The sequence below is a fragment of the Streptomyces mabaensis genome (assembly GCF_053763515.1).
On the sequence record NZ_JBSOPZ010000009.1, the window covers coordinates 119,043 to 144,918 of the forward strand.

Below are 25,876 nucleotides of genomic sequence, written 5' to 3' on the forward strand. Positions count from 1 at the left end.
CTGACGGCTGACGGCCGGGGCCGGCGGGCGGCAGCGGCCCGCCGGGCTGTCACGCGATACGAGCCGAGGACGGAACTCCGAGCAGTTCGAGTCGAGGCCGACATGCACACGGTCGCCGCACATCACACGCTCCCCGTCCGGCTGGCCCTGGCGGGGCCGGAAACCGGACCGCGCCGCATCGACGGCGCGTGGTGGCCCCGCTCGCCCGACCTGCGTGAGGAACTCCCCAGCCTGCTTGCGGCCTTGAGCGCGAGGTGGGGCCGCATCACCCGCGTCAGGGTGGACGCCACTCAGTGGCTCGCGGGGGCCCGCCGGATTGCCGTGGCCGGCCGCGTCGTGCACATCAACCGGTCAGCGGCAGCGGGCGACCGGCGCCGTATCTGCCTGCTCTCGTACGGGGTCGGCCGCTGCGACCTCGTGGTCGTACCGGCGTACATCCCGGCGGACGAGGCGGCCCGGCTGATGGCCGACTGGGTCAGGCCCTCCTGGGGCGGTGGCCCGTCCTGCCCGCCCTGACTTCCGCGGCTTCCGCCGGGGGCCGGGTACCCCGTACGTCGCGGGCTCTCGCGATCAGGATCACGCTCACCCCGATCATCCACAGGGCCAGCAGCAGCGGCGTGAACCACGCGCTGAACGGCCCTGCCAGCGACAGCACCGCCACCGCCAGCCCGAACCGGCCGAGCCGCAGGGGTACGGCGCCGGTGTCCCGTGCCACCCGCCAGACCGCGAACAGCATGACTGCCGCCCCTGTCATGGCGGCGATCGTCGAGCCGTACGAGATGTCCATCAGCAGGATCGCGAGGAACGCGGTCTGCGGATTCACCGGGAAGGCCTCGGAGTGGCTCGCAGTGATCCCGAAGATGTTGCCCGTGAGCGCCGAGATCATGAGGAACACGGTGAACACCGTGCCGCCCACCAGCACGAGATGTGACCGGTTCCCGGCCCGCCGGGACAGGGCGACGAGGAAGAACATGAAAAGCAGGGCCGCCGCCAGCAGAAGCAGCACCGTGGTCTCCGCGAGAGCCTGGTTGCTCTCGTCCCGGTGGAAGGAGACGATCCCTCTGATCGCGTCCTTCTCCTCGGTGTCGGGCATGCGCCAGGCGAGCACGTACCCCGCGATGAGCAGTCCGCCGGCCAGGAGGCCGGCGATGCCGGGCCACAGGCCCCGGTGAGGGGCGGGCTCTGCGCTCTGCGACGCCGTCATCGTGGCCTCCCGCACGAGATCCCCGAGTTTTCGCTTCTGCCCTATTTTGGCACTCGTGGAAATGGGTCGCCGACCTGTGGCCCACCGCGCCGCATGAACCACACTGGGGGTATGTGCCGCAGCATCAAGACTCTCCGTCCGCCCGTCATCCCCGAGGAAGCCACTGAGGAGGAAATGCGGGCCGCGGCCTTGCAGTACGTACGCAAGGTCTCGGGCTTCCGCGCCCCCGCCGCCCACAACCGCGAGGTCTTCGACCAGGCCGTGGACGCCGTCACCGAGGCGACCCGGGTACTGCTGGAGGGCATCGAGGTACGGGGGAACAGGCCGGCGGCAGCGAGCCGGGCCGGCTGACCCCGCCGTACGTTTGCCCGTCGGCGTCCTACCCGCCCCCGCCCCCGCCGCCCCTGCGGCGCAGCACCCGCATGCCCGCGCCGAGCACCGCCGCCACCAGTCCACCGCCCACCGCGACCTGCCCCGGGCTCATGCCGTTGAGCCCGCCGGCCACGCGGCCGGGCGCCGCGCCCGGGGTGACCGTCAGGTGGATGGTGGCCTGGCCCCGGCCGTCGCCGGGGCTCGGGCCGCCGATGCCGGGGCCGCCCATACCGGGGCCGCTGGGGTCGCATGCGAACACCACGGGGTGTGCGCCCGCAGCCGTGTGCCGGTGGACGGTCGCGCTGCCATAGAGGCTGCTGCCGGCCGCCAGGTTGCCGGTGCGCCGCAGGGTCACCTCACCGAACGCCGCCGACGAGGCCCTGCCGGTCCGTGCCTCGCAGCCCTGGAGGCTCAGTGCGACCATCCCGCCGGGGCCCGCCGTCCTGGGTAACAACGTGGCGGTCGGCCGTTCTGGGCCCTGCGCGGCGGTCGACCCGGTCGGAGAGGCTGCCGGGGACGATGAGGGCGACCCGGTCGGGGAGGGGGACGCGGGCGACGAGGACGATGAGGGCGGCGAGGACGGTGGGGGCGGCGACGGCGACGGCGTCGCGGGCGCCGGGGACGACGCCGCCAACGCGGTCGACGACGGCGACGCGGGCCGGGAGGGCGCCGGGGCCGGGGGAACCGACGGAGACGACGCGGGCGGCGAGTGAGCCGGGGACAACGGAGTCGACGGAGACGGCGTGGCCGGTGGGGGCGAGGCCAAGGGGAGGACGGTCAGTGCGGTCGCGGCGACGATGGGCAGCAGACACATGGTCAGGGCTCCTCGGAAGCAGCGCAGATGTGTGGCTGCGCCTCTCTTCCGGACGCTAGGAGCCCGGGCCCGGCCCGGCGATTCGGACCGGATGAACGGGTGAGGCCCTGCTCCTGACGGGCTGTCGGCCTGCCCGGCTCGGCCGACCCGGCCCGGCTCGGCCCGGTTCGCGAAGTGGTGTTCAGCCGGCCGGCGCCGGCGATGCCCGTACCGGCCGCCGTACCACGAACGCCGCCGCCGCGCCCGCCGCGAAGAGCGCGAGGAGCGAGACCGCCGTGGCGAGCCAGGTCGCGCCCAGCCACTGGCCACCGAAGTAGCCGAGTCCCACGCTGTATCCGGCCCAGGCCACGCCCGCGAGCGCCGACCACGGCAGGAACTCCATCACCTTGCGGTGGGCCGCGCCCGCCCCGAGCGACACCACCGATCGGCCGGCCGGAGCGAAACGCGCGATGACGAAGAACACACCGCCGCCCCGGGTGAGGGCCGAGCCGAGACGTTCCTGCGCCGTCCTCAGCCTGCGGGAGCGGGCAATGGCCCGGTCGATACGGTCACCGCCGCGCCAGGCCAGCCGGTACGCGACGAAGTCGCCGAGTACGGACGCCGCCGCGGCGCACACCATCAGGGCGAGGATGTCGGGAACGTCCTGCGGTACGCGCCCGGCGGCCCCGGCGGCGGTGGTCGACCCGGCAGCGGCGGCGGTGGCGGCCGCGATCACCAGGACTCCGCTGGGGAGTACGGGGAGGAAGACGTCCAGGACGACGGAGACGGCGACGACGGCGTAGATCCATGGGCTGGCGGTCAGCGCCCCCACACTCTCGAGCAACGTAACTCCCCGGTTCGAAACAACGCCGCGACGTCGCAGGGGAGCGGCAGGGGCGGCTATACAGCCATACAGCGTACGCCTGGAGTTTCAGCGGAGATCGCCTGGGGGTCGTGGTGTTCCTGAGACCGCGTCGGTCAACCCCCCGGGCCCTTCCGCGGCGTCGGCGGTGAGGCCTCCGGCGGTGAGTCCGCCGGGCGGTGGGCCCGTTGGCGGTCAGCCGGCCGGGCCGGTGAGGTCCCGCTTCAGTACGGTCGTCAGCCGCGAGCCGTCGCCCCGCTCCGCCTGCGCCTGTTCCAGCCGCAGCACCGCCGAGCGCCCGCGCAGTGTCAGGGACATCAACTGGTTCCCGAACCACGGCCCGCCGGTCTTCTTCCACTCGACCGGTGCGGCGCCCGTCCGGCCATGCCGGGCCAGTGCCAGCCCCACGCGCCGGCCCGCCCGGCTCCAGCCGAAGCGGAAGCCGAGCTTTATCGAGGCGGGGATGCTGTTGTGTACGGGCGAGCAGGTCAGCTGCACCACGTGCGCGTCCGGTACGCGGCCGTCCGGCCAGGTGGGCTCGGCGACGTACGCGTGGTGCACGTCGCCGGACAGGACGCACACCGTCGCCGGGGCGTCCGGGCCGGTGGCCGCCTCCGCGATCACGTCCCCCAGCGCGGCGAAGGAGGACGGGAAGGCCGCCCAGTGCTCCAGGTCGCTGCCCCGGCGTACCTTCTCGCCGATCTTCGCCCAGCGCGCGCCCCGCTCGCCGCGGCACAGCGCGGCGTTCCAGGCCTCCGCGTCGTGGACCGCGGGCGGCAGCAGCCAGGGCAGCGAGGTGCCGATCAGCAGGTGCTCGTACGTACCGTGCCCGGCGAGGGCGTTGTCGCGCACCCACTGCTCCTCGCCCGGGTCGAGCATGGACCGGTTCTGCTCCTCCAGGACGCGGGCGGCCCGGGTGTCCACCATCAGCAGCCTGGTCGTGCCGAAGTCGCGGCGGTAGCTCCAGCGCACCGCATGCGGTTCCGCGTCGGCCCGGGCCGCCAGGCGGCGCAGCGCGTCGGTGCCGTCGGGGGTCGCGCGGACCGCGGCGTACGTCTCGTCGGCGGCCAGCTCGGTGGGGGACAGGTTGCCGAGGTGCTGGTAGACCCAGTACGACATCAGGCCGCTGAGCAGCCGCTCCTGCCACCAGGGCGTCGCGCGCATCTCGGCCAGCCAGGCGGCGCTGGTGTTCCAGTCGTCGATGACGTCGTGGTCGTCGAAGATCATGCAGCTGGGGATGGTGGAGAGCAGCCAGCGTACGTCGGGGTCGAGCCATGACTCGTAGTAGAGGCGGGTGTACTCCTCGTAGTCCGCGACCTCGTACCCGGGCGGTTCGTCCAGATCGCGCCGGGCCGCCAGCCAGCGGCGGGTGGCCTTGGAGGTCTCGTCCGCGTACACCTGGTCACCGAGCAGAACCAGCACGTCCGGCCGCTCGGAGGACGGCGCGGCGGACAGCCGGGCGGCCAGCATGTCCAGGGCGTCCGGACCCACCGGGTCCTTTCCGCCGCCGGGCGGCGCGGCCCAGCGGCAGGACCCGAAGGAGAGCCGGACGGATCCGGACGGGACAGCGGGCGTGCGGATGGTGCTCGCCGGGAAGCGTGAGTCGGCGAGCGGCCACACCTGGCGGCCGTCGAGCAGTACCTCGTACGCCGTTTCGGAGGCCGGCGTCAGGCCGGTCACCGGGATCAGCGCGTAGTGGTGCCCGGCGATCTGGAACGTACGCACCGAGCCGCCCGCGCCGTCCTCGCAGCGGACCTCGGCCGTGCAGGGGCGGTCGGCCTCGATCCAGATGACCGCCGCCTCTCCGGTGTCCCAGTCGACATGGCGCAGCAGTGGTCCCAGTCGCAGTCCGGCCATTTCAGCCCCTCCTCCGTCGCCCCGTACGGTACGGAACGACGGAGGTCGGCGGGGAGTTTCCGGCCCGTGTCTTTTCCGGCGTCTTTTCCGGCGTCGCGTCGGAGTTCCGGCGTCGCGTCGGGCCTTCCCGGCAGGTGCGGGCGGGCAGCAGCCGTTCAGCAGCCGTTCAGGACGCTCTGGAGGGTGCTCTTCTCGGCCGAGTCGATGCTGAGGGCCCAGTAGTGCTTCACCTGCACCCACATGCGGGCGTAGGTGCAGCGGTAGGCGGTGCGCGGCGGCAGCCACTCGGCCGGGTCGAGATCGCTCTTGGCCTGGTTGACGTTGTCCGTGACGGCGATGAGCTGGGGCCGGGTGAGGTCGTTGGCGAACTGCTGGCGCTTGGAGGTGGTCCAGCTGTTCGCGCCCGAGCGCCAGGCCTCGGCGAGCGCGACGACGTGGTCGATGTCCAGGTCGGAGGCGAGGGTCCAGGTGGCGCCGTCGTACTCGGAGTACCAGCTGCCGCTGACGGCCGCACAGCTGGAGTCCTGCTGGACGTTCGTGCCGTCGCGCTTGAGGACGACCTCGCGGGTGTTGCAGGTGCCCGACTGGGTGCTCCAGTGCGGGAAGAGGTCGCGGCTGTAGCCGCTGGAGGAACCTTCCGCCTTCACCGTCAGCTGCCCGAGGTACGTACGGGCCGTGGACGCGCTGATGGGGGTGGGCGGGGAGGCCTGGGCGGGGGGTGCGGTGAGCAGGCTGGTGCCGGCGAGGGCGGCGGTTGCTGCGACAACGGCTGTGCGACGCGCTATTCGGCGCATCATGTGACGTACTCGACGCGCGTAGACACCGGACATGCGAACTCCCTTGATGTGGGGGGCCTTTGGCCGTGCGACCCCGTCGGGGCCCGGCCATCGTGGCGGCGCCAGGTTGCCTGGGGATGGGCGCCAGGTAACAGGGTGGCGACATGAGCACGTCACATCAAGTGTTCTGACGGCGTCAAGGTCTGACGGCTGCGTGGTTCTGACGCGTCAAGGTTCTGACGGCTGTGTGGTTCTGACGCGCCGCCATGTTTCGTTGCTGTGAGTGAGGTTGTATGGGCGGACCCCCGTAGGGTTGCGGGGTGCGCGCCCCTGCCGTCCTCGCTGCCGCCGCCGATCAGGCTCTGCTGCCGGTGAATGCCACGCTCGCCGCGGTCCTGGCCGTACTGCTCGTCGTCGCGGCGGCCGTCGTCGCCTTCGCGCGGCTGTCCGAGGACGGCAGCCGTGGGAGATCCCGCGCCGTTGTCACCGCGGGTCTGCGGGCCGCGGTCCAGCTCGCCGCGGTGTCCCTGCTCATCGGGTGGGTGGTACGTGCGGTGCCGCTGCTGCTCGCCTTCCTGCTGCTGATGTACGGGGTGGCGGTGTGGACCGCCGGGCGGCGCATCACGAGGAACGGCTCATGGTGGTGGGCGGCGGTGCCGATCGGGGTGTCGGTCGTGCCGGTGGTGGCCGCGCTGGTTCTGACCGGGCTCGTCCCGGTGCGCGGCATCGCGCTGATTCCGGTGGCCGGGATCCTGATCGGCGGCGCCCTCACCGCGACCGTGCTGGGTGGCCGGCGCGCGCTCGACGAGCTGGAGCTGCGGCGGGGTGAGGTCGAGGCGGGGATGGCGCTCGGGCTTCTGGACCGGGAGGCGCGCCTGGAGGTCGCCCGGCCGGCCGCCTCCGACGCGCTGCTGCCCGGTCTCGACCAGACCCGGACGGTGGGCCTGGTCACGCTCCCGGGGGCTTTCGTGGGCATGCTGCTGGGCGGGTCGTCGCCGGTGCTGGCGGGGGCTGTGCAGCTGTTTGTGCTGGTCGCGCTGATGGCGGTACAGGCGGTGGCGGTCGCGGTGGTACTGGAGCTGGTGGCGCGGGGGAGGCTGCACCGGGAGGGGTGAGGGGTGGTGTCGCGTGCTTGTTCGCGTACTCTTTATGGAGCAGAAGGGGAGTAGCTCTTCGCCGGAACGTCGACATACTGCTGAGTTCGCTCAGCCGGCGCCCGGAGGCGGACTGTGATTCAGGTCCGCCAGCGAGACCTTCGGCCGCAGTGTCCTGTCTTTGTGCACTTTGTGCACTTTGTGCTTTTGACGACGCTGCCGTGCCGAAGCGACCCCTGAAGTGGTTCGGTCAGGTCTCTCGGTGCGGCACGCCCGACCGATTGAGGAAACCACCTGTGATCAGCTTCACCATCATGGCGATCGCCTTCGGCGTCGTCTTTCTTGCCGAGCTCCCGGACAAGACGGCCCTGGCGGGCCTCGTGCTCGGTACGCGCTACCGGGCTTCGTACGTGTTCGTCGGCGTGGCGGCGGCCTTCGCCGTACATGTCGCGCTGGCGATCGCGGCGGGCAGCGTGCTGACGCTGCTGCCGCACCGGCTGGTGCAGGCGTTCGTCGGCGTTCTCTTCCTGATCGGCGCGGCGATGCTGCTGTTGAAGAAGGACGAGGGCGAGGAGGAGGTCAAGGAGCCGGCGGACCAGTCGTTCTGGAAGGTGTCGGGCGCGGGGTTCATGCTGATCCTGGTCGCGGAGTTCGGTGACCTGACGCAGATCATGACGGCGAACCTCGCGGCGCGTTACGACAACCCCGTCTCGGTCGGCCTGGGCGCGGTGCTGGCGCTGTGGTCGGTGGCGGCGATCGGCATCCTGGGCGGCCGGACGCTGATGAAGTACGTACCGCTGCGGCTGATCACGAAGGTGGCGGCGCTGGTGATGCTGGCGCTGGCGGGCTTCAGCTTGTACGAGGCGGTGGTGGGGTGAGTGGGCCGGGGGGCGGGTCCGGCTTGGCCGGGGGTGGGTGGTGCGGGTGGGGGGCCGCCCGGTTGGTGATGATGGCGGTTGCGGGCCGGGTGTCAAGGGCGCTCCCTGCGGTCGCGTCGCTGCGCGATGGCCTTCGGCCACCCTGGACTCCCGTCCCTCCACCGCTGACTGATGAGTGGGGGGCGGCCCCCGGGGCGGGGCCCCGGGATCTACCGGCTGTTGGTCCGGGTCGGTCCCCGGCCGCAGGCCGGTGGGTGGCGACAAGATGCGCGGCAGGTCCGGGATGGGCCCGGCCCCGGCTTAGCGGCCACCGGGCGGTGGGTGGTGCGCAGTCGGCTCGGGATGGGCCCGGCTCCGGCTCAGCGGCCGCAGGCCGGTGGGCAGGGCGCCATCTTCTCGCGGGGGCTCGGCCACGGCTTAGCGGCCGCAGGCCGGTGGGTGATTGCCGCGTGAGGCAGGCCGGGAGGGGCTTGGCCCCGGCTATGAGGTCGTCAGGCCGGTGGAGCCGAGGTGTGGCGACATCAGGCGGCATGCGGGGTCCGCAGAGCCTCAATCCTGTCCGATTTGCCGGGGTTTGTGGCCCGCCTGCGGGCCCCCTCGGCTGCTTGGTGTCAATCCACCTCGGATTGGGCGTTGTCGTCGGCCAACAGGCGGCCGTCGGCCGCTAAGCCGAGCCGCGCAGCCCCCGAAGTGGCCGCGTGTCTTGCCCTTCCTGCCGGGCTGAGGTCACCGACGAGAGCCCAGTCAGCGTCCCCGCTCAGGTGGGGCCCCGCTCCCCGGGGCCGCCCGACACTCATCTGCACCAGCGGGACGGGGCGGACGGTCAGGGGTGGCCGTAGGCCATCGCGCAGCGACGCGACCGTAGGGAGCGCCCTTGAGGGTCCGGTCCGGCCCGCCATACTCACAAACCGGGCGGCCCCGGGTTTCCCGTCCACTCCTCGCCCCCGGGCACGGTCACCCCCGGCCCTCGCACCCCTCGCCCCTGGCGGCCGTCACCCCGGCTCAGTGCCCCCACCCCCCGCCCGCCGTCACCCTCCGATGTGCAGCCGCAGGGACCCTTCCGGCGTCTGCTTCACCTTCAGCTCCGTCAGGTCCTGCACGTGGGCCGTCGGGGTGTGGGCGGCCGCCCTTGGGCCCACGCCCACCACCCGCATGCCAGCCGCCCGGCCCGCTGCTATGCCGGCCTCCGAGTCCTCGAACACGATGCAGTCCTCCGGGGCGAATCCCAGCTCCGCCGCGCCCTTCAGGAAGCCCTCCGGGTCCGGCTTGCTCGCCCCGACCCGCTCCGCCGTGACGCGCACGCGCGGCATCGGCAGGCCCGCCGCCGTCATCCGCGCCTGTGCCAGCGCCTCGTCCGCCGACGTGACCAGCGCGTGCGGCAGTCGTGCCAGCGCGGCCATGAAGGCCGGCGCGCCGGCCACCGGAACCACGCCGTCGGTGTCGGCCGTCTCGCGGGCGAGCATCACGCGGTTGTCCGCGTGGTTCTGCTCCATCGGCCGCTCCGGCAGCAGTACGGCCATGGTCGCGTACCCCTGCCTGCCGTGTACGACCTTGAGCGCCTCCTCCGGGTCCAGCCCGTGCTCCAGCGCCCACTCCCGCCAGCAGCGTTCCACCACCGCGTCGGAGTTGACGAGCGTCCCGTCCATGTCCAGCAGGAGGGCGCGGGCGGTCAGGACAGCGGGGGTGGCCGGCATCGGCGAGCTCCAGAGGTACGGGAGAAGAAGCCAGCGGTCCCGCCCGCCGGTCAGGGTGAACGGACGGGACCACTTTGTTTCTCTACGATACAAAACTGTCCCGGCCGGCGCCAGTCCATCCGTTCGCGGCTACGGCTCGTGCGTGAGCGACTCCAGTGCGCTGCGCGTCTCCGGGCCGTACACGCCCTCCGGGTCCTCCTCGACGCCGGCGTACATCTGGAACTCGGCGACTGCGTTCTCCACCCGCCGCCCGTACCTGCCGTTGTCCGGGCCGTCGTACAGCTGGAACTGCGCCAGCCGCCGCTGCAGTTCGACCACCTCCGCACCCTCGTCGCCGTAACTCAGCACCGGCGGCCCCGCAACCCGGGACTGCGCCGGCTCCTCCGGTGCGCTCTGGCTCGCCGTGGGGCGCGACGCCGACTCGGTCGCAGGCTTCGGCGCGCTCGTCGACGCGCTGGGCGTCGGGGACGCGGAAGCGGACGCGGAGGCCGACGGTGAGGGCGATGCCGACTCCCGTGCGGAGGCGGAGGCAGAGACGGAGGACGAGGGGGAGCCGGGTGCGGAGGGCGAACCGTCCGGCTGCGAGGGGACGACAGGTGCGGAGGTCCGGGCGTCCGGCATCGACAGCTCGACATCCGGCCTGTCCGAGAACACCCCCACCGCGAACGCGCTCACCCCGATCGCCCCGACCGCGGCCACGCCGACGGCCACCGAGGGCACCAGGCTGCGCCGCCGCCGCCTCCTCCCCGGCCGCCCGTCGCCGCCGACGGCCGCGGCGGCAGCCACCGGCTCGGAGAAGAGCCGCATCGTCTCCGCCGGGTCGCCCGCCTCCCACGCCGGCTCCGACGGCGGCTGTACGACCGGCTGTACGACACCGAGCAGCCGCGGCTCGTGCGGTTCCGGCCCCGCGGCCGGCTCCGGCAGCGTCACGTACGGACGTATCCGCAGCGGGTCGAAGTCCTCCGCCGCCGCGATCTGCGCCGTGCGCTCGGCGCGGACCGCCTCCGCCGCGCGCTCCGCGCAGGCGCAGCCGTGACTCCCGTCCGCGCCCCTTACCGTGCCGCATTGTGGACAGCGCTGTGCGCTCACTACGGGTCCCCTCCCTGGCTGCTGCCAAGCGATTATGCAGACCCCTAGCGGATCGCCCAACTGCCCAACAGGCCATAACCGGCCATACCGATCAGGATGGAGAGGGTGGGCGGCCCCGAGGAGGAGTCCATGACTCAGGAAGTGGCCACCCCGGCCGTGGCGCCGGGCGGCGGGCAGGCACCGCGCTCGGTGATGGTCGCCATCGGCGCACTGCTGCTGGGCATGCTGCTCGCCGCCCTCGACCAGACCATCGTCTCCACCGCCCTGCCGACCATCGTCAGCGAACTGGGCGGCATGGACCACCTCTCCTGGGTGGTCACCGCGTACATGCTGGCGTCGACCGCCGCCACCCCGCTGTGGGGCAAGCTCGGCGACCAGTACGGCCGGAAGAAGCTCTTCCAGGCCGCCATCGTCATCTTCCTCATTGGCTCCGCGCTCTGCGGCATCGCCCAGGACATGCTCCAGCTCATCGGCTTCCGCGCGCTCCAGGGTCTGGGCGGCGGCGGCCTGATGGTGCTGTCCATGGCGATCGTCGGCGACATCGTCTCGCCGCGCGAACGCGGCAAGTACCAAGGCCTGTTCGGCGCGGTCTTCGGTGCGACGAGTGTCCTGGGGCCCCTGTTGGGCGGTCTCTTCGTCGACCACCTGTCCTGGCGCTGGGTCTTCTACATCAACCTGCCGATCGGTGTCGTCGCGCTGCTGGTGATCGCCGGTGTCCTGCACATCCCGGTCCGCTCGGCCCGGCACACCATCGACTACCTCGGCACGTTCCTGATCGCCGCCGTCGCCACCTGCCTGGTGCTGGTCGCCTCGCTCGGCGGCACCTGGGGCTGGGGCTCGGCCCGGATCATCGGGCTCGCAGTCCTCGGCGCCGTCCTGCTGGCCGCGTTCGTGTACGTCGAGCGGCGCGCGGCGGAGCCCGTACTTCCGCTCGGGCTCTTCCGGATCCGGACCTTCACCCTCTGCTCGGTGATCAGCTTCGTCGTCGGCTTCGCGATGTTCGGCGCGATGGTCTATCTGCCGACCTTCCTCCAGGTCGTGCAGGGCGTCTCCCCGACCATGTCCGGCGTGCACATGCTGCCGATGGTCCTCGGTCTGCTGATCTCCTCGACCGCGTCCGGCCAGATCGTCAGCCGCACCGGCCGGTGGAAGGTCTTCCCCATCACCGGCACGGCCCTCACCGCCGTCGGACTGCTCCTGCTCCACCAGCTGCGGCCGGACAGTTCCACCTGGTCGACCAGCGTCTACTTCTTCGTCTTCGGCGCCGGGCTCGGCCTGGTCATGCAGGTCCTGGTGCTGGTGGTGCAGAACGCCGTGCGGTACGAGGACCTCGGCGTCGCCACCTCCGGCGCGACCTTCTTCCGCTCCATCGGCGCCTCGTTCGGCGTGGCCGTCTTCGGCACGATCTTCACCAGCCGGCTCGACGACAAACTCGTCGCGGCCCTCGCCGGCCAGGAACTCCCGCCCGGCATCGGCCCCGCCCAGCTGGAGGCAGACCCGCGGGCCATCGCCCAGCTCCCGCCCGAGCTGCGCCCCTCGGTGCTGAGCGCCTACTCCACGTCCATCACCGACGTCTTCCTCTACGCCGCGCCCGTCGTCGTCGTCGCGTTCGCCGTCGCCTGCTTCCTCAAGGAGGACAAGCTGCGCGGCTCCGTCACCGCCCCGGACACCAGCCAGACCCTCGCCTCCAACCCCGTCGAGCGCTCCTCGCACGACGAAGTGGCCCGCGCGCTGTCGGTGCTGGGCACCCGGGAGGGGCGCCGGCACATCTACGAGAAGATCACCACGAAGGCGGGTTACGACCTGCTGCCCGCGTCCAGCTGGCTGCTGCTGCGCATCAACCGGTACGGCTCGGTCGAGCCCGCGCTGCTGGCCGAGCGGACGGCCGTACCGCTGCGCGTGGTCACCGAGGCGTCCCGGCAGGTCGAGGGGCGCGGTCTGGCCCGGAGGCAGGGTCTGCCGCTCGTGCTCACCGAGCGCGGCCGCGAGGCGGCGACCCGGCTGGCGAAGGCGCGGGAGGACTCCCTCGCGCAGTTGCTGGGCGACTGGTGGGGGCCCGACCGGCCCCGGGACCTGGTGCAGTTGGTCGAGGAACTGAACGCCGAGCTGTGCGGATCGGACCAGGAGGAGCCGTACGACGCCGCGCCGAAGCGCGACCACGCGAGGTGAGCGCGCGCGCCACCCGCCGGGCCGCCGGCCGGCCGTCGGCTAGCCGATCTTCTTCTCGAACCAGCGCTCGGCGTAGCGGTCGTTGTTGTACGCCGGGATCTCCAGATAGCCGTGCTTGGCGTACAGTCCCCGCGCCTCCATCAGGTCGTTGCGGGTGTCGAGCCGGATCCGGCGGGCGCCCAGCGCGCGGGCGGCGGTCTCCAGGGCGGCCAGCAGCGCGCCGCCGCCGCCCGTCCCGCGCAGCTCGGGGCGTACGTACACGCGGGTCAGCTCGGCGGTCTCCGGATCGAGCAGCCGCACCCCGGCGCAGGCCGCGGCCTCGCCGTCGTAGCGCCCGACCACGAACTCCCCCGTGGGCGGGACGAGTTCGTCGCTGCCGTCGTCGGCGAGCCCCTGGTCGATCTCCGCCCCGGTCGCGGGGCGCCCCCAGTAGCGGCCGGCGACCTCGCCGTAGTACGCGCGGCGCAGGGCGGTCGCGTCCGGGGCGCCGACGGGCTCGGGCGTGACGGACCAGCGTGGCGTTGACCGGGACATGGGCATCAGTCTGGCCCGGCGGCGTCCGGCGTGGACAGCGATTATCGCCCGGCGGATGATGGAAATGACCGGAAATAACCGGACTTCAAAGGAAAGCGAGGTGCGAACCGCTATGGCTCAGCACCTGGACTGTGCCCTGGTGCGCCGGGGCTACGAAGCGTTCAACGCGGGTGACATGGAGACCCTCAGCTCGATGATGACGGGGGATGTCGTCCACCACGTACCCGGGAACAACCCGTTCTCCGGGCATCACAAGGGCCGTGACGCCGTGCTGGAGCTCTACCGCCGGCAGGGCGAGGAGACCCACGGGACGATGCGGGTCCAGCTCGATCGCGTACTGGCCGACGGCCGCGGGCACGTCATGTCCTTCCACACGTTCCGCGCCGACCGGGGCGACCGGGGCCTCGAGGAGCACGGCGGCCTCTTCTTCACGATCGTCGGCGGGAAGATCTCCGACATCGACGAGTGCACGGAGGACATCGACGAAGCGGACGCGTTCTGGAGCTGACCGCCCTCCCCCCCGCGCTCCGGCACCCCCGCTCCGCGCGGCGGGGCGGGGGTGACCGTGTGTCAGCCCTGCTTGGGCGCGGCCTGCTGGACCACCTCGAACGACCACAGCGTGGAACCGGAGGCGGCCGGCTTCGGGCGCTCGCCGCCCTCGGCCGAGCCCTGGCCGCCCTGGTGGGCGGCCTTCATCGGGCCCTCCATCCACGCCTGGAACGACGCCTCGTCGGCCCAGCGGGTGTAGACGAGGTACTGGTCGGTGCCCTCGACGGGCCGCAGCAGCTCGAACCACTCGAAGCCGTCGGAGTTCTCCACAGCCCCGGCGCGGGCGGCGAAGCGCTTCTCCAGCACCTCGCGCTGCTCCTCCGGGACGGTCAGCACATTGATCTTCACGATGCTCATGCCGTCCATCCTGCCTCAACCGGCGGCGAGTACCGCGTCCAGCTCGGACCGGTCGGACCTTCTCCGCTGGTTGGACGGATCAGTCCCGCACCCCGCATCATCTTCGACATCCGGACGAATCCGGGGCGGCAGCCAGGCGAAGTCGGGGTTGCCTGCGTCCTACGGGTGGGGCAGTGCGAGGCTCTACGCCGGGGGACGGGTGGGGCACACGGTGGGAGGGCCGGCGCGGCGTGGCGGATGTGGAGCACAGCGGAGCGGGTATACCGGGTAGGCCGGGTAGTGCGACGACGACCCGGCTGGGGGCGGTACGGGTGGCGCTGTGGCTGCTCGCAGCCGTCCTGGCGGGGCGGCAGGCGGCGGCCGTACTGCGGCTGCCCCCGGGGGAGCGGCTGACCGATCTGGAGACCTGGATCGGCGAGAACGGCGTCCTGCACCTGCCGGACTCCCTGTACGACGGCGGCCAGTTCACCGGTACGCCCTTCGCGGGGCTCGTCCTGAAACCGCTGGCCCGCTCCGCCGAGCAGGCCCTCGGCGTCGCCTGGACCTTCGGCACCCTGCTGCTCGTCGTCGTCCTGGGCGTCGTCGCCGCGCGCGCCCTGCCGGGTCCCGTCTCCCGCCGTACGTCCCTGCTCGCGGCACCCGTGGCGATCACGCTGCTGATGCTGTCGCTGCCGGTGCGCAACGCGTTCTCCCTGGGCCAGACCAGCGTCATCCCGGTCCTCCTCGTCCTGCTCGGCTGCTTCCTGGCCGGTGGCGAGCGCCGTTCCGGCGTCCTCATCGGCGTGGGCGCGGCGCTTCAGCCGGCGCTGCTGCTCTTCGCCCCGCTGCTCTGGTTCACCGGCCGCCGCCGCGCCGCGGCCTCCACAGCGGCCACCTTCGCCGGCTGCTCGGTGCTGGCCTGGGCGGCGCTGCCGTACGACTCGTGGACGTACTGGGTGCACCACCTGGCCGGCACCGGCCTCGGCGGGCGCGCGGACAGCCTCGCCAACCAGTCGCTGCACGGGGCGCTGCTGCGCCTGGGCGTGCACGGCCCGCTGGAGATCGCGCTGTTCGTGCTGCTGGCCGCCGGCGTCTGCTACGTCGGGCTGCGGCGCGCCGTGCGGTATGCGCGGGACGGGCAGCTGCTGCTCGCCGCCGCGCTCACCGGCTGTGTCGCGGTGGCCGTTTCGCCCACCGGGTGGCAGCACCAGCTGCTGTGGGTGCTGCTCGCGGTGGCCGGCCGGGTCGGCAAGCGCGCCGCGGACCGCATGGTGTGGCCCACGGCCGTCGTGCTGGTGATGACGCTGCCCAGCTCGGTACTGCTGCCGAACCTCGCCGCGCTCGCGGCCGTACGGGACAACGTCCTGCTGCTCGCGGCGCTGGCCGCCGCGTGCGCGGTGCCGTTCCTGCCGCGTACCTCGCCGTACTGGCAGAGCCCGGTCCCGACCGACTACGCGCGGCCCGCGCCGGCCCGCTGGAGCCGGGTGCCGCTGCTGCCGTTCTGGCGGCGGGTGCTCAGCCGTCCCAACCTGCTGCTCGAACTCCTGCTGATCAGGGTCGGCTACTCGCTCTACTCGCACATACGCGCCGCCGCGACCGGGGGCCGCGCGGCGGCCGAGGAACACGCCCGCCAGATCCTGTCGATCGAGAACGCGCTGGCGTTGGACTTCGAGCACTGGGTCAACCACGCGGTGGTACGGACGCCCTGGCTCGAAGCGTTCTTCAACTTCTACTACACGTCCTTCCACTTCGTCGTGCCGCTGACGATCCTCGGCGTGCTGTACTGGCGGCGCCCGGCCGACTACCGCTGGGCCCGCGCCTCCCTCGGTTTCGCCACCGTCCTCGGGCTGGTCGGGTTCTGGTTCTACCCGCTCGCCCCGCCCCGTCTGATGCCCGGTCTCGGCTTCGTCGACACGGTGCACGGCCCGCAGGACCTGGCCAACCCGGACTACGGGGCGATGACCGCGGTGACCAACCAGTACGCGGCCATGCCCTCGCTGCACTTCGGCTGGTCGCTGTGGTGCGGGATCGTCATCGCCGTACTCGCCCCGAAGCTGTGGATGAAGCTGCTTGGCCTGGTCCATCCGCTGATGACGGTCTGCGCGATCGTCGCCACCGCCAACCACTGGGTGCTCGACGCGGTCGGCGGAGCGGCGGTCGTCGGGGCCGGGTTCGCCCTGGTGTACGTCCTGTCGGGGCCGCGTACGGCCGTCCTCGCGCTGCGGCGCATTCCGGCGCAGGCGGGCTCCGGTGAGCTGGTGGGCACGGGCGGCAGGGGCGGGGGCGTGGGTGGGGTGCCCCTGCCGCCCGAGAAGCCGGTCGGCCGCGGCTGAGCCGGCGTGCGGCCGGCCTCGGTCAGCCGCGGTCCGCCGCGGCCGACCGGGGGTCAGCCTCGGCCGACCCGGAGTTCCTTGACGCCGTTGAGCCAGGCCGAGCGCAGCCGTCGCGGGTCACCGGTCAGCCGCAGGTCGGGCAGGGCGTCCGCGATGGCGTTGAAGATCAGGTCGATCTCCAGTACGGCGAGGGACTTGCCCAGGCAGAAGTGCGGACCACCGCCGCCGAAGCCCAGATGCGGATTCGGGTCCCGGGTGACGTCGAACCGGTCCGGGTCCTCGAAGACCTCGGGGTCGTGGTTGGCGGACGAGTAGAACATGCCGACCCGGTCGCCCGCCCTGATCTTCTGGCCGCCCAGCTCGGTGTCCTGAGTGGCGGTGCGCTGGAAGGAGACGACCGGGGTGGCCCAGCGGACGATCTCCTCCGCCGCGGTCCGGGGGCGCTCGCGCTTGTACAGCTCCCACTGCTCGGGGTGGGTGAGGAAGGCGTGCATGCCGTGGGTGATGGCGTTGCGCGTCGTCTCGTTGCCGGCGACCGCGAGCAGGATGACGAAGAAGCCGAACTCGTCGGAGCTGAGGTTGCCCTCGCCCTCGGCGGCGACCAGCTGGGTGACGATGTCGTGGGCCGGGCACTCCTTGCGGGCGGCGGCGAGGTTCATCGCGTACAGGACGATCTCCATGGCCGCCTCGGTGCCGACTTCCTCGGTGATCGCGTACTCCGGGTCGTCGTACGCCGCCATCTTGTTGGACCAGTCGAAGATCTTGGCCCGGTCCTGCTGGGGCACGCCGATGAGCTCGGCGATGGCCTGGAGCGGCAGTTCGACGGCGATGTTGTTGACGAAGTCGAAGCTGCCGTCCGCCCCCGCGTTGGCGATCGCCGTCTCGACGATCGTACGGGCGCGGCTGCGCAGGGCTGCTTCGAGCGACCGTATGGCACGCGGGGTGAAGCCCCGCTGGACGATCTGGCGGACCCGGGTGTGCTCCGGCGGGTCCATGTTGAGCATGATCAGCTTCTGTGCCTCGATCTGGTCGCGGCTGATCCTCTCGTTGAAGCGGATGACCGCGGTGTTGGTGTTCGAGGAGAAGAGCTCGGGGTGTGTGGAGACGTACTTGACGTCCGCGTGACGGGTGACGGCCCAGTACCCCTCGTCGTCGAACCCGGTGATGCCCCGGGGCTGGGCGCACCACCAGACGGGGGCGGTCTGCCGCAGCTGGGCGAATTCCGGGAAGGGAACGCGCTCTTTGAGCAGGTCGGGGTCGGTGAAGTCGAACCCTTCGGGCAGCGCTGGGCAGGGCATCGGCAACTCCAGGGACTGACGGACCATCAGAAGTTGGCCCGAAGGTAGTAACGAGTTCTACAAGTGGCAAGAGCCGCGGCGCCAACTGTTGCGTGTGGAACCGGTGCAAGACGCGTGCACGACCCTTGCGTACCAGGGGTAGCACTCATAAGACTGCGGGAATAACTAGAACGCGTACTAGTTCATTCGCCGGGGCGCGCCGGGGCGGCCCGACGGATGTGTCAGGAGAGGACGAGCTCATGGCCGCGGAACCCGTCATCGTCGAAGCAGTACGCACCCCGATCGGCAGGCGCGGAGGCGCGCTGGCCAATCTCCACCCCGCCTACCTGCTGGGCGAGACCTACCGCGAACTCCTTGCCCGTACCGCCATCCACGCCGACTGCGTCGAGCAGATCGTCGGCGGCACGGTCACGCACGCCGGCGAGCAGTCCATGAACCCGGCGCGCAACGCCTGGCTCGCCATGGGCCTTCCGTACGAGACCGCCGCCACCACCGTGGACTGCCAGTGCGGCTCCTCGCAACAGGCGAACCACATGGTCGCCAACATGGTCGCCGCCGGAGTGATCGACGTCGGCATCGCGTGCGGCGTCGAGGCGATGTCGCGGGTTCCGCTGGGCAGCGGCTCCAAACACGGGCCGGGCAAGCCGTTCCCGGACGAGTGGAATGTCGACCTGCCCAACCAGTTCGAGGCCGCCGAGCGCATCGCGCGCCACCGTGGGCTCAGCCGGGAACGGGTCGACTCGCTGGGCCTGCTCTCCCAGGAGCGGGCCGCCGTCGCCTGGTCGGAGGAGCGCTTCAAACGCGAGACCTTCGCCGTGCAGGTGCCGACCACCGAGGAGGAGCAGCGGGCCGGTCAGGGGATGTGGCGGCTGGTCGATCGTGACGAGGGGCTGCGCGACACCTCCATGGAGGCCCTCGCCGGTCTCAAGCCGGTGATGCCGACCGCCGTGCACACGGCCGGCAACTCCTCGCAGATATCCGACGGCGCGTGCGCGGTGATGTGGGCGTCGAAGCGGATGGCGCGGGCGCTCAAGCTCAAGCCGCGCGCCCGTATCGTCGCGCAGGCGCTCGTCGGCGCGGACCCGCACTTCCACCTCGACGGGCCGGTCGACGCGACGCGCGCGGTGCTGGGCAGGGCGGGGATGTCGCTCAAGGACATCGACCTCGTCGAGATCAACGAGGCGTTCGCATCCGTGGTGCTGAGCTGGGCTCAGGTCTTCGAACAGGACCTGGAGAAGGTCAACGTGAACGGCGGGGCGATCGCCCTCGGCCATCCGGTGGGGGCGACCGGTGCGCGGCTGATCACCACGGCCCTGCATGAACTGGAGCGCCGGGACAAGGAGTTCGCGCTGATCACCATGTGCGCGGGTGGCGCGCTGGCGACGGGGACCATCATCCAGCGGCTGTAGACGGCCGGAAGGCCACCGTAAGACGACCGGAAGGCCCCCGTGGGGCGGCCTGCGAGGCCGGCCACGGGGGCCTGCGGTGCGACGGGTTCCGTACGGATCAGTTCTGGTGGCTGATCAGTACCACTGGTTGGCCTGCCAGAAGTTCCAGGCGCCGACCGGGCTGCCGTAGCGCTCGTTCATGTAGTCGAGGCCCCACTCGATCTGGGTGGCCGGGTTGGTCTTCCAGTCGGAGCCGGCCGAAGCCATCTTCGAGGCGGGCAGGGCCTGGACCAGGCCGTACGCGCCGGAGGAGGCGTTGGTGGCGGCCGGGTTCCAGCCGCTCTCGTGCTCCACGATGTTGCTGAACGCCTTGAACTGCGCGTCGTCCGGGATCATCTTCTTCGCAATCGCCCTGGCGTCCGCGGCGGCGGTGGCGGCCATGGGGGCCGCGGCCGCAACGGGGGCCGCGGGGGCCGCAGGAGCCGCCGCCTGGGCGGGGACCGCGGCGAACAGGGTTCCGACGGTGCCGAGGGAGACGACGGCGCCGGCGATGGTCTTCTTGCGGAGGGCGATGCGGCGGATGACGGCGTTGGACACGGAGAACCTTCCGGAGGGGACGGGGGCGGTCGCGGGCAGGCAGCAGCCACTCATGTACGTACGAGGGGATGTGCGCTGCACTCGTGCGGTGGGCGGGGGGCCCTGGCCGCCGTGGCGACGTGTCCAGTTCTAGCCGGGGCTTCGCCGGGGATGCAATCAACCCTCTTACTAGGGCCGGTCGCAGTTCGGGGGAGTGGCCCGGCGGCGGGTGTACGGCTGTTCTCCCAGGCCGCAATAGCCGCGAAAGACGAATAAATCGGGCATCTGGCCTACTAAACCGGCTCGTATGTGACGTAGGTCCTGTGGGCGGCCTCACCCGCGCCCGCCCCGGATGTCACGGTGAGCAGCGCCGGCACTACGTCCCCGTGAAGGAAACCGGGGCATCGAAGGCCGCCCGGCGGGTCGCCCGGCGCAGCGCCCTGAGGACCGTCCCGCCGAGCGTCAGGGTCAGTACGACCGTGAGCGCGGCGCGCGGCAGATCCCACCCCAGCGAGGTGGCCAGGCAGTACGCCAGGAAGCGCACCAGGTTCTCGTGCACCGGATCCCCCGGCACGAAGGAGATCCCGCTGCCGAGCCCCGGGATGTACGTCCACCCCTGCAGGTTCATCACCGTGCCGTACAACACGGACGCGCCCGCCCCGTACGCGGCGAGCAGCCACAGCTCGGCGCGGCCGCGCAACCGGTCCGGGCCCGGCAGCAGGCCCGCGCCCAGCGCCACCCATCCCATCGACAGCATCTGGAACGGCATCCACGGCCCGACCCCGCCGGTGAGCAGCGCGGACGCGAACATCGTCACCGCGCCGAGGACGAAACCGAACCCCGGCCCGAGCACCCGCCCGCTCAGCACCATCAGGAAGAACATGGGCTCCAGGCCGGCCGTCCCCGCTCCCAGCGGCCGCAGCGCGGCGCCGACGGCCGCCAGCACTCCGAGCATCGCGACGGCCTTCGCGTCCAGCCCGGAGTCGGCGATGGTCGCCACGACCACGGCGACCAGCAGCGGCAGCAGGGCGGCGAAGAGCCAGGGCGCGTCCTTGGAGTGCGCCAGGCCGGAGGCGGTGTCGGCGAGCAGCGGCCAGCCGAAGGCGACCACGCCGATCGCGCTGACGAGCGCGAGCGCGGTGACCGACCGGGGCCCGAGGCGGACGGCCCGTACGGCTCGCACAGCCCGATCCTGGCGGTCGTTTGCGAGGATCTCGGGCTTCCGGCCGGTCACAGTACGGCCCTGACCTGCGGAACGGTCAGCCACTGCTGCGGCGCGAGGATCTTCGCGACCTGCGGGGCGAACGACGGGGACGAGACGACGACCTCGGCGGTCGGACCGTCCGCGACGATCTCCCCGTCGGCCAGGATCACCACCCGGTGCGCCAGCTCGGCGGCGAGTTCCACATCGTGGGTGGCCAGCACGATCGCGTGACCCTCGGCCGCCAGCGCGCGCAGGACACCGGTCAGCCGGGCCTTCGCCGCGTAGTCCAGACCGCGCGTCGGCTCGTCGAGCAGCACCAGCGGCGGCCGGGCGGTCAGCACGATCGCCAGGGCGAGCGCCAGCCGCTGCCCCTCGGACAGATCGCGGGGGTGGGTGTCGTCGTGCACGCCAGGCCGCAGCTCGCCGACCAGCGCCCGGCACGTGCCGGGCGCGGTGCCCGCGTCCCGGTCGCCCGCCTCGCACTCGGCGGCGACCGTGTCCGCGTACAGCAGATCGCGCGGCTCCTGCGGTACGAGCCCGGCCTTGCGGATCAGCTCGCGCGGGCTGGTGCGGTGCGGGGCCGCGCCGCCGACGCGTACCGAGCCGGCGTCCGGCTTGTGCATCCCGACGAGCGTGTTGAGGAGGGTGGACTTGCCGGCGCCGTTGCGGCCCATGAGCGCGATCGTCTCGCCGGGACGTACGGACAGCGAGACGCTGCGTAGCGCCTCGACCCGGCCGCGGCGCAGCGAGAGCCCGGCGGTCTCGGCGACGGGGGCGGCCGAGGCGGACGGGGCGGCCGAGGCGGACGGGGCTGACGTGGGCGGCCCGGCGGCGCGCGGCGGGGTGAACGCGGCGAGGCGCTCGCGCAGCGGGCCCGCCTTGCGCCGCGCATCGCGTACGGACAGGGGGAGCGGGTCCCAGCCGGCCAGCCGCCCGAGCCCCACCACCGGCGGATGCACGGGGGACACGGCCATCAGCTCGGCGGGGTCGCCCATGACCGGGGCCTGCCCCGGGCCGGGGAGCAGGATGACCTGGTCCGCGTACTGCACGACCCGCTCCAGGCGGTGCTCGGCCATCAGTACGGTCGTGCCCAGGTCGTGGACGAGACGCTGGAGCACGGCGAGCACCTCCTCCGCGGCCGCCGGGTCGAGCGCGGACGTCGGTTCGTCGAGGACGAGGACACGCGGATGCGGGGTCAGGACGGAACCGATGGCGACGCGCTGCTGCTGGCCGCCGGAGAGCGTGGCGATGGGCCGGTCGCGCAGCTCGGCCAGGCCGAGCAGATCGAGCGTCTCCTCGACGCGGCGCCGCATGGTGGCGGGCGGGATGCCGAGCGATTCCATGCCGTACGCCAGCTCGTCCTCGACGGTGTCGGTCACGAAGTGGGCGAGCGGGTCCTGCCCCACGGTGCCGACGACGTCGGCGAGTTCGCGCGGCTTGTGGGTACGGGTGTCACGGCCCGCGACGGTGACGCGGCCGTGCAGCGTGCCGCCGGTGAAGTGCGGCACCAGCCCGGAGACCGCGCCCAGCAGGGTCGACTTACCGACTCCGGACGGGCCGACGAGCAGGACCAGCTCCCCTTCGGGGACGGTGAGATCGGCGCCCTGGAGGGCGGGGGCCGGCGCACCGTCGTAGGTGACGGAGACATTCTCGAACCGGATCACGCGGACTCCTTCGGCGGGAGCTGTGGCAGGGGCGCCACGAAGGCGGGCAACAGGCCGAGCAGCACGGAAGCGGCGGGCCAGAGCGGGAACTCGGGTGCGGTGAGCGGGACAACACCGGGGTGCAGCGCTTCCGGATCGTACGAACCGGCCCAGATCATCAGCGCCGCGACGGCCATCCCGGAACCGGACACCAGCCAGGCGCGCACGCCCCAGCGGTCCGGGCGGTAGCGGGTGCGTACGCTGCGCCGGCCGGCGAGCCGGAGCCCGGTGAGGGCGGCGGCGAGCCCGGCGGCGAGGACCGGCAGCCCGAAGGCCGCGCCCTCGGCGGCGAGCAGCCCGTACGAACCGGCGCACACGCCGAGCAGCCCGCCGATGGTGAGGGCGTTGGTGGTGCGGCGTACGGCCTTCGGGACCTGGGCGGTACGGCCGTACCCGCGCGCGTCCATGGCGGCGGCGGTGGCCACCGAGCGCTCCAACGCGCCCTCCAGGACCGGCAGTCCGATCTGGAGGATCGCCTTGATCCCGCCGGTCGGGCGGCCCCGGAGCCGGCGGGCGGCGCGTAGCCGGACGACGTCGGAGACCATGTTCGGCGCGAAGGTCATCGCGACGACGACGGCCACGCCCACCTCGTAGAGGGCGCTGGGCAGCGACTTGAGCAGCCGGGCCGGGTTGGCGAGGGCGTTCGCCGCGCCCACGCAGATGAGGAGGGTGGCCAGCTTCAGGCCCTCGTACAGCGCGAAGACCAGCCCCTCGGCGGTCACCCGGCCACCGATGCGCACGCCCTGCGCCCAGTCGGGGAGCGGGACTTCGGGCATGGTGAAGAGGGTGTGCGCGCCGGGAACGGGGGAGCCGAGGAAGACGGCGAAGACGAGGCGGATGGCGATGACGGCGAGGCCGAGCTTGACGAACGCGCCGTACGAGCGGGCCCAGGGGGCGTCGGTGCGGCGGGAGGCGACGACGTAGCCCGCGACGCCGATGAGGAGGCCGAGAAGGAGGGGGTTGGTGGTCCGCGAGGCGCCGGCGGCCAGCCCGAGCGCCCACAGCCACCACGCCCCGGCATGCAGGGCGTTGCTACGGCCGGCCTCGGGCGCGCGGAGTCGCTGCCGGCGGGGGCGGCTGTTTCCGCTGCCGCCGGCGGCCCCGACCCCGGCGGGGGGCGGAAGATCCGGGCCCGGGTTTCCCGCGGGTGCGGTGTGGGGCATCGGTACGCGCCCGGTCAGCCGCGGCCGCCGCGACGGCGGCGGGACTGCCATACGCCTGCCGCGCCGAGCGCGAGTACAGCCGCGAGGCCCGCGAGCAGGCCCGCGGACGGGCCGTCGTCCTCAGCCGCGTCATCCGGCACCGGGGCAGGCGACTTCTGCGCGTCGCCCGACACCTGCTCGCCGCAGCCCGCCTTCGGGTAGCCCGCGATCGCGCACAGCAGCGCGTCGCTGTTGTAGCGCAGCGGCTTCGCGACCGCCGCCAGCGCTTCCGCGCTCGTCGCGTCCGCGCCGACCCGCGCGCACGCCGTACGCGGCCCGGGCGGCGTCTCGCCATCGGGCGCGTCCGCCTGCGTACCGAAGTCGATGACCAGCGCGACGCGCTTGCGGCCGTCCTGCGTGGGGGTCTTGCCGCAGATCGCCTCGAAGTCCGCGGCTCCGCGCGGCTGCGCGGAGTCCTGAGAGTCCTCGCTGACCGAGAAGCGGAAGCCCTGGACGTCGCCGTCGGCCGGCCTCGCCACCGAGGGCCCCTGGGTGGCGTACTTCCACGCCCCGGCGTCCCGCTCCCAGAACGACCAGTAGCGGTATCCGGCCGCCTGGGCGGACCCCGCGCCCAGCACGCCGAGAAGGGTGCCGAGCGCGAGGGCGAAGGCGGCGATCCGGGTCCGCATCACGCCTGCTGCTGGTTCTTCTTGTTCCGGCCGCTGATCAGGAAGCCGATGCCGATACCGGCGACGGCGCCGACCCCGACGATCCACCAGACGCTGACCCCGGAGTCGTCGGTGTCCTTCTTCTCCGCGGCGGGCTTCGCGGCGGCCTCGGGGGCCGGGCCGGTCGCGTTCAGCTGCTGCACGAGGTCGGCGCCGCCGAACGCGCGCGGGTCCGTGCCGGTCGCGTGCGCGGCGAGCACCAGCGTGCCGAGGCCCGCCGGGTTGTCATTCGCCCACTCCGCGGAGTTCTGCTGCAGCCAGCCGAGCGGTCCGGCCGCCGCGTCCTTGTGCTGGCCGGCGGCCAGCGCGATGACCGCGTCGGCGGTGTTGCCGATGTCGGGGGTGGGCTGGTCGGCGCCGGGCGTGAGGGCCGTCAGGTGCTGCCCGTCCTTCTTCAGCGTCGCCGCGAGGTAGCCCGCGGCGCCTGCCGCGGCCGTCTCGGCGGTGACCTTGCCGGCGCCCGCCTTGCAGTCCAGCGGTGCGACGGCGGTGTCGTCCTTGCCGAGCGGCTCCACGACCAGGCCGCTGCCGAGTCCGGCGAGCGCGGCGGCCGCGGTGGCGTCGCCGTTCGCGGCGAGCTTGCCGGTCTTGTCGGGCTGGTACGCGAAGGAGCCGCGCTCGGCCGGCTTCGCGGCGTCGCAGCCGAGCTGGAAGGACACCAGCCCGTCGTACGCCGACCTGCCCTTCTTCGACTTCACCTCGGCCGGCTTCTCGTCCGCCGCGGCCAGCGCGCCGATGACCACCGCCGTGGAGTTCGCGTCGCTCGGCCCGCCTGGCATGTAGCCCCAGCCGCCGTCGTCGTTCTGTACGGACTTCAGCCAGCCGACGCTCTTCTTCACCGCGTCCGCGTGCCCGCCGAGCGCGGCCAGGGACTGCACGGCGACGGCGGTGGAGTTGCTGTCCACCATCGTCTTGGCGTCGCAGGCCTTTGTGGCGTCGGCGCGGAACGCGGCGAACGCGCCGTTCGCGCACTGCTGCCCGGTCAGCCAGTTCACGGCCTGCTTCGCGGGTGTGACCCCGACCGTGTCCTGCGCGAGCATGGCTATCGACTGGCGCCAGACGCCGTCGTACGTCGGGTCCTTCTTGCCGTACAGGCCGGCGGGGATCACCGGCGCCGGGGCCGGGGACGGCGCTGCGAAGGCGGTGGGGGCAGCGGCCACGCAGAGTACGGCGGAAGCTGCGAGCGCGGCTGCGCTGCGGCGAACGGTCATGGCGGGCGGTGCCTCTCCACTGGGGAGCCGGAAGCAGGCACGCGCAGGTACCAGGCTCCGGCTCCGTATACCTCGACGGTGCCGGC

General features: G+C 72.6%; 26 protein-coding genes. 10 read left to right on the plus strand and 16 right to left on the minus strand.

The annotated features are described in order from the left end of the window. The first annotated feature begins 102 nt into the window (after positions 1-102). Positions 103-516 carry a DUF5994 family protein gene (locus ACWV17_RS10350; RefSeq protein ID WP_455359390.1) on the plus strand — a complete coding sequence of 138 codons (414 nt, stop codon included), beginning with the start codon at positions 103-105 and terminating at the stop codon, positions 514-516. On the opposite strand, the gene ACWV17_RS10355 is transcribed toward ACWV17_RS10350, so the two are convergent. Continuing rightward, the gene (locus ACWV17_RS10355; RefSeq protein ID WP_455359391.1) at positions 476-1,204 is read right to left on the minus strand and encodes a hypothetical protein; all 729 of its coding nucleotides are present in this window, start codon (positions 1,202-1,204) and stop codon (positions 476-478) included. The two genes, ACWV17_RS10350 and ACWV17_RS10355, sit on opposite strands and share 41 nt — an antisense overlap. A gap of 111 nt (positions 1,205-1,315) precedes the next feature. Between ACWV17_RS10355 and ACWV17_RS10360 the strand changes: the two genes are divergently transcribed. Beyond that, positions 1,316-1,555 (plus strand): DUF2277 domain-containing protein, encoded by a 240-nt coding sequence (locus ACWV17_RS10360; protein ID WP_455359392.1) that lies wholly within the window; start codon positions 1,316-1,318, stop codon positions 1,553-1,555. Between the two features lie 28 nt (positions 1,556-1,583). Here the strand turns inward: ACWV17_RS10360 and ACWV17_RS10365 are convergent, their stop codons facing one another. Further along, on the minus strand, positions 1,584-2,000 hold the full coding sequence (locus ACWV17_RS10365; RefSeq protein ID WP_455359393.1) for a hypothetical protein: 417 nt from the start codon (positions 1,998-2,000) through the stop codon (positions 1,584-1,586). A gap of 31 nt (positions 2,001-2,031) precedes the next feature. On the opposite strand from ACWV17_RS10365, the gene ACWV17_RS10370 reads away from it, so the two are divergent. Beyond that, a complete protein-coding gene (locus tag ACWV17_RS10370; RefSeq protein ID WP_455359394.1) occupies positions 2,032-2,289 on the plus strand; it encodes a hypothetical protein in 258 nt (85 codons plus the stop codon). 282 nt (positions 2,290-2,571) lie between these two features. On the opposite strand, the gene ACWV17_RS10375 is transcribed toward ACWV17_RS10370, so the two are convergent. From ACWV17_RS10375 to ACWV17_RS10385, 3 genes are all read right to left on the minus strand, one after another. Then, positions 2,572-3,213, minus strand: coding sequence for a DedA family protein (locus ACWV17_RS10375; protein WP_455359395.1), 642 nt, complete (start codon positions 3,211-3,213; stop codon positions 2,572-2,574). Between the two features lie 213 nt (positions 3,214-3,426). Continuing rightward, entirely contained in the window at positions 3,427-5,088 is a 1,662-nt protein-coding gene (locus ACWV17_RS10380) for an alkaline phosphatase D family protein (RefSeq protein ID WP_455359396.1), read from the minus strand. A 155-nt stretch (positions 5,089-5,243) separates the two neighbouring features. After that, on the minus strand, positions 5,244-5,918 hold the full coding sequence (locus tag ACWV17_RS10385; RefSeq protein WP_455359397.1) for an HNH endonuclease family protein: 675 nt from the start codon (positions 5,916-5,918) through the stop codon (positions 5,244-5,246). Between the two features lie 266 nt (positions 5,919-6,184). On the opposite strand from ACWV17_RS10385, the gene ACWV17_RS10390 reads away from it, so the two are divergent. Both ACWV17_RS10390 and ACWV17_RS10395 read left to right on the plus strand, forming a co-directional pair. After that, entirely contained in the window at positions 6,185-6,979 is a 795-nt protein-coding gene (locus tag ACWV17_RS10390; RefSeq protein WP_455359398.1) for an ABC transporter permease, read from the plus strand. A 275-nt stretch (positions 6,980-7,254) separates the two neighbouring features. Then, complete coding sequence (locus ACWV17_RS10395; protein WP_455356126.1) at positions 7,255-7,836, plus strand: TMEM165/GDT1 family protein; 582 nt, start codon at positions 7,255-7,257, stop codon at positions 7,834-7,836. Positions 7,837-8,864: 1,028 nt separating this feature from the next. Here the strand turns inward: ACWV17_RS10395 and ACWV17_RS10400 are convergent. Next, a complete protein-coding gene (locus ACWV17_RS10400) occupies positions 8,865-9,530 on the minus strand; it encodes an HAD-IA family hydrolase (RefSeq protein ID WP_455359399.1) in 666 nt (221 codons plus the stop codon). 129 nt (positions 9,531-9,659) lie between these two features. Further along, positions 9,660-9,878, minus strand: coding sequence for a peptidoglycan-binding domain-containing protein (locus ACWV17_RS10405; protein ID WP_455359400.1), 219 nt, complete (start codon positions 9,876-9,878; stop codon positions 9,660-9,662). A gap of 55 nt (positions 9,879-9,933) precedes the next feature. Between ACWV17_RS10405 and ACWV17_RS10410 the strand changes: the two genes are divergently transcribed. Both ACWV17_RS10410 and ACWV17_RS10415 read left to right on the plus strand, forming a co-directional pair. Then, positions 9,934-10,566, plus strand: a complete 633-nt coding sequence (locus ACWV17_RS10410) for a hypothetical protein (RefSeq protein WP_455359401.1) — start codon at positions 9,934-9,936, stop codon at positions 10,564-10,566. Between the two features lie 182 nt (positions 10,567-10,748). Beyond that, entirely contained in the window at positions 10,749-12,788 is a 2,040-nt protein-coding gene (locus ACWV17_RS10415; protein ID WP_455359402.1) for a DHA2 family efflux MFS transporter permease subunit, read from the plus strand. A gap of 39 nt (positions 12,789-12,827) precedes the next feature. Here the strand turns inward: ACWV17_RS10415 and ACWV17_RS10420 are convergent, their stop codons facing one another. Beyond that, positions 12,828-13,322: a GNAT family N-acetyltransferase gene (locus ACWV17_RS10420; protein WP_455359403.1), complete on the minus strand. Its 495-nt coding sequence runs from the start codon at positions 13,320-13,322 to the stop codon at positions 12,828-12,830. A 112-nt stretch (positions 13,323-13,434) separates the two neighbouring features. Between ACWV17_RS10420 and ACWV17_RS10425 the strand changes: the two genes are divergently transcribed. Beyond that, complete coding sequence (locus ACWV17_RS10425; protein WP_455359404.1) at positions 13,435-13,830, plus strand: nuclear transport factor 2 family protein; 396 nt, start codon at positions 13,435-13,437, stop codon at positions 13,828-13,830. A 62-nt stretch (positions 13,831-13,892) separates the two neighbouring features. Here ACWV17_RS10425 and ACWV17_RS10430 read toward each other — a convergent pair whose 3' ends face one another. Continuing rightward, entirely contained in the window at positions 13,893-14,228 is a 336-nt protein-coding gene (locus ACWV17_RS10430) for an antibiotic biosynthesis monooxygenase family protein (RefSeq protein ID WP_455359405.1), read from the minus strand. Between the two features lie 260 nt (positions 14,229-14,488). Here ACWV17_RS10430 and ACWV17_RS10435 point away from each other — a divergent pair, with 260 nt between their 5' ends. Continuing rightward, positions 14,489-16,540 (plus strand): bifunctional glycosyltransferase 87/phosphatase PAP2 family protein, encoded by a 2,052-nt coding sequence (locus tag ACWV17_RS10435; protein WP_455359456.1) that lies wholly within the window; start codon positions 14,489-14,491, stop codon positions 16,538-16,540. A 53-nt stretch (positions 16,541-16,593) separates the two neighbouring features. On the opposite strand, the gene ACWV17_RS10440 is transcribed toward ACWV17_RS10435, so the two are convergent. Beyond that, positions 16,594-17,838: a cytochrome P450 gene (locus ACWV17_RS10440; RefSeq protein WP_455359406.1), complete on the minus strand. Its 1,245-nt coding sequence runs from the start codon at positions 17,836-17,838 to the stop codon at positions 16,594-16,596. A 239-nt stretch (positions 17,839-18,077) separates the two neighbouring features. On the opposite strand from ACWV17_RS10440, the gene ACWV17_RS10445 reads away from it, so the two are divergent. Next, the gene (locus ACWV17_RS10445; RefSeq protein ID WP_455356117.1) at positions 18,078-19,247 is read left to right on the plus strand and encodes a steroid 3-ketoacyl-CoA thiolase; all 1,170 of its coding nucleotides are present in this window, start codon (positions 18,078-18,080) and stop codon (positions 19,245-19,247) included. A 114-nt stretch (positions 19,248-19,361) separates the two neighbouring features. On the opposite strand, the gene ACWV17_RS10450 is transcribed toward ACWV17_RS10445, so the two are convergent. The 6 genes from ACWV17_RS10450 to ACWV17_RS10475 form a co-directional block, all read right to left on the minus strand. Further along, entirely contained in the window at positions 19,362-19,823 is a 462-nt protein-coding gene (locus ACWV17_RS10450; protein WP_455359407.1) for an aggregation-promoting factor C-terminal-like domain-containing protein, read from the minus strand. Positions 19,824-20,178: 355 nt separating this feature from the next. After that, complete coding sequence (locus tag ACWV17_RS10455) at positions 20,179-21,015, minus strand: ECF transporter S component (protein WP_455359457.1); 837 nt, start codon at positions 21,013-21,015, stop codon at positions 20,179-20,181. A 17-nt stretch (positions 21,016-21,032) separates the two neighbouring features. After that, positions 21,033-22,670 carry an ABC transporter ATP-binding protein gene (locus tag ACWV17_RS10460; RefSeq protein ID WP_455359408.1) on the minus strand — a complete coding sequence of 546 codons (1,638 nt, stop codon included), beginning with the start codon at positions 22,668-22,670 and terminating at the stop codon, positions 21,033-21,035. Beyond that, positions 22,667-23,872, minus strand: a complete 1,206-nt coding sequence (locus tag ACWV17_RS10465) for an energy-coupling factor transporter transmembrane component T (RefSeq protein WP_455359409.1) — start codon at positions 23,870-23,872, stop codon at positions 22,667-22,669. Before ACWV17_RS10465 ends, ACWV17_RS10460 begins: the two co-directional genes overlap by 4 nt. Before the next feature lie 14 nt (positions 23,873-23,886). Further along, a complete protein-coding gene (locus ACWV17_RS10470; RefSeq protein ID WP_455359410.1) occupies positions 23,887-24,540 on the minus strand; it encodes an SCO2322 family protein in 654 nt (217 codons plus the stop codon). Continuing rightward, positions 24,540-25,790 (minus strand): prenyltransferase/squalene oxidase repeat-containing protein, encoded by a 1,251-nt coding sequence (locus ACWV17_RS10475; protein ID WP_455359411.1) that lies wholly within the window; start codon positions 25,788-25,790, stop codon positions 24,540-24,542. Before ACWV17_RS10475 ends, ACWV17_RS10470 begins: the two co-directional genes overlap by 1 nt. Positions 25,791-25,876 lie beyond the last annotated feature (86 nt).